The organism is Butyrivibrio sp. WCE2006, from assembly GCF_000701985.1.
Lineage (GTDB): Bacteria > Bacillota > Clostridia > Lachnospirales > Lachnospiraceae > Butyrivibrio.
The window spans coordinates 1-3,249 of the sequence record NZ_JNKH01000081.1 but is presented as its reverse complement, the minus strand read 5'-3'; the positions used below and the strand labels follow the sequence as shown (position 1 = coordinate 3,249).

At 37.7% G+C, this 3,249-nt stretch carries 2 protein-coding genes; one reads left to right on the top strand and one right to left on the bottom strand.

Going from position 1 to position 3,249, the window contains the following annotated elements; genetic code table 11:
* Nucleotides 1–123 precede the first annotated feature (123 nt).
* The gene (locus T501_RS19245; RefSeq protein ID WP_050008422.1) at nucleotides 124–729 is read left to right on the top strand and encodes a hypothetical protein; all 606 of its coding nucleotides are present in this window, start codon (nucleotides 124–126) and stop codon (nucleotides 727–729) included.
* Nucleotides 730–1,051: 322 nt separating this feature from the next.
* Here the strand turns inward: T501_RS19245 and T501_RS19240 are convergent, their stop codons facing one another.
* Entirely contained in the window at nucleotides 1,052–3,097 is a 2,046-nt protein-coding gene (locus tag T501_RS19240) for a HelD family protein (protein WP_026511763.1), read from the bottom strand.
* Between the last annotated feature and the right edge of the window lie 152 nt (nucleotides 3,098–3,249).

Genomic DNA, 3,249 nt, shown 5'->3' with positions numbered 1-3,249 from the left:
TGGGAAATGATGACTTCTTGAACGCAATAAGGAAAATCGTTTAAGAATCCTGCCTTTGGCAGGACACGCCCCTCGCTTTGCGAGGACCTGGTCCAGTACGAATATGTGGTGGGAGAAGATGAGATGCCGGCTTACTTTTCTTTGGTAGCAGAATGTAATAAAAGGAATATATATGATACTATTCTGAAGGATTTTTATGACAAGTTATCGATGCAGGGAATGAAATTTCTCAGCGGATACTGGGATTATATGGATATGCCTTATGAAAAGATAATAGCTTTCAACCAGGAAAAGCTTGAGAAATGCTTCAGAATGTCCTCTGAAGATGATCTCAGTAGTGATTATTTGCAGCTTCTTTATGAATATAAGGATTTATCAGAAGTAAGATCATTTATTATGAATAATCCTGAGGATGGCATATTTACAATACATATCATAATTCCGGAAGATGAACTTTTAACAATAGAAAAAGGGAAGATTTCGTATGATGATAATAAGATTAATAACTTAATACGTGTAGCTAAAGGGTTATGGGAGCTGCCTTTTGTTGATATAATCCAGACATTTTTGGAATTATCAGATTTTCCGAATAACCTTGAGAGTATAAAAGATGGGGCACCTATATCAGCAGAACCTTTTGCTATTGTACCGGATAATTTTTGTGAGAAAGTACATAAAAATGCTGAGGCTTTTGAGATTTCAGGAGGATTCCTAATTATTGCAAATTAGTTGTTTTCCTCAGAAAAACAGAAAGAGTATCTGGCAAAGCCGGATTACTGCAGACCTTTTCCATTTTTCGCAATAAGTCATAGAGGGCTTATTTTTGTCTGAAATTGGATAATCCTTGCAAAGAAAGGATATATCCTGAACAAAACGTTTATTAATGGGGAAAGCTGGCGCCTTGTCACGGTTACGCCAGCTTTGTTTTTTGAAGAAAAGTTTATGTTTTATGAGGGAGTATCAAGAAATGTTTTTCTCTTGATGCTTTTTATAATACAGTTAAAATCGTAAAACAAAGTGTACATTTTGTGTTTAATCTGTGAATTGTAAATCAATGTACATTTGCAGACAAGTCACCTACTGCAAGGATTGCAAGATGTCTTGTGGCACGGGACATGGCTGTATATAGGCAATGTTTTCCGAGCTCGTCATCAGGATAAGATACCGGATCTGCATCAGCAAGGATTACATTGTCGAATTCCAATCCCTTTGCGAGTTTTAATTCAATGATAAAGCTACCTTTTTTAGGAAGTGCATTGTTTTCTGCTATCATTGGTATAGAATCACTATTTAACGCAGTGAAAAGCTTATCAGCATTAAATTGATTTCTGCAAATGATTGCAGTAAGGCCATCCTCTTTCTCGAATTTGGATATCTGGGTATTGAGTTCAGATAAGTGTTCCTCATCAGAACTACACTTTATCACGGAGACTTTTGCACCTGGGCGTTTTACGGAGGAAATCATCAGCTTTTTTTCTTCCGGAAGGATAGCAGCGAACATGTCAGTAATTTCCGGTGAACTTCTATAGCTTGTCAATAAGGGAAGTTCTACGAAGGGTTTCTTATCTGCCTTTGCCATATCTTTTAGCTCGTTGAAGGTAACCGTACCCTCACGGATAGCCTGAAATTCATCACCAAGGAGCATGAAGCGGGCATTGGGGAAATACTTCCTGAAAATAAGCATCTGTGCCATAGTATAGTCCTGAACTTCATCCACCATTACATAACGCATGTTACGATCACATTCTCCTGTAAGTTCCATACGTGTGTAAAACCATTCTGCTGCGGTTATGCGTGATTTTCCGAGAATACGCTTTGCTATATGTATGACATTTATGAAGTTACAGTGTCTGATATTATGAAGTGCACCGCCAAGATCATTTTCAATTCGATTGTTTTCAGCAGAATCGGATTTTGCAACTGATCCGGATTCGCTGTCCATATTATGATCAATATTTTTAAGCACGTTTTTGGCTCTATGTTCAAGTTCATCAGATACAGTCTGAATCAGGCGGACTCCCATAGGAAATTGAGAGAAGCTCTTAACAACTGAAAGCACCTCTTTTTTTGACAGAACACGATTTCCTTTTTGTTTTATATCAAAGAAATCAGCTGCTTCAGGCGTAAGAGTTGGCAGGATTTCATGTATCTTTCTTAAGCTATCGGTATCGGTAAAATCGTATGCATTTTCTGAAAAAGGAGTCTCTACCATCTCAGCAAATTCCTGCCAGGTCAATGTCAGAGGATTGGTTTCTCCCATATCCGGAAGGACATTATCGATATAGTCGCGGAAAACCGGGTTTAGCGTCATAAGACAAACCTGGTCTGGACGCAGAGAATCTCTCTTTTGATAGAAAAGATATGCAATTCGTTGCAATAAAACAGAAGTTTTTCCACTTCCGGCGATGCCATTTACCAATAAAAACGGGACATCAGGATATCGGATAACGGTGTTTTGTTCTTTTTGTATGGTTGCAGTAATTGCCTGCATTTTATCCGAACGAGTCTGTGAAAGTGACTGCAATAACAGAGGGTCCTCTATGGCAATCTGAGTATCAAAATAGGAGATAAGTTTATCTTTTTGTAAATCAAACTGGCGTCTTAATAGTAAATTAACAGGGATTTCTCTGTCTTCGACCATATAGGAGGTTGGGCCGTTTTGCTGATTATAGTAAACCTCTGCAATAGGAGATCTCCAGTCAATTATCATCTGGCTGTAACCATTTTGAGAAATGGCAGCACGACCAATATAATAGTCCTCCGGGGCTTCTGAAGGGTCAAATTGAACCTGAATTTTGGCAAAATAAGGGGATTCCAATAGTTTATTAACAGTATTTAATCTGTTACCAAGTGAACTGCTTTCAACATTGTAAGTGTCAATATAGCGATTCCAAACCTCAATTTCAGCTAAGGTTTCCATAGTAGTTTCTATGTCAGCGTAATCAAATCGAATATTGTCACGGATGTCGTTTTTCTCGTCAGTAGCTTTTTCGTCCAGTTTTTTGATCTGGGATTCCAGGTCATTTTTCATTTCAAGCAACTTGTTGTAGATTTTGGTTAAATGCTGTTGTTCTTCATTGAAGATTTCTTTTTCCATTTATAATATGTACCTTTACTTTTAGATTTGCAGCCTATTTACACTTTATAAAGTTGTCAAAACTATAATGAGTGTTAAAGTTACTGTTCAGACAGCTCTGAGCACTTGCTGCGCTGAGCGTGAGAATGTTCTACGTCTTGAATATAGGATTT

Bases quoted from the DNA above. Each gene is read 5' to 3' on its own strand.
- T501_RS19245 (WP_050008422.1), top strand. From the start codon at position 124: ATGCCGGCTTACTTTTCTTTGGTAGCAGAATGTAATAAAAGGAATATA.
- T501_RS19240 (WP_026511763.1), bottom strand. From the start codon at position 3,097: ATGGAAAAAGAAATCTTCAATGAAGAACAACAGCATTTAACCAAAATC.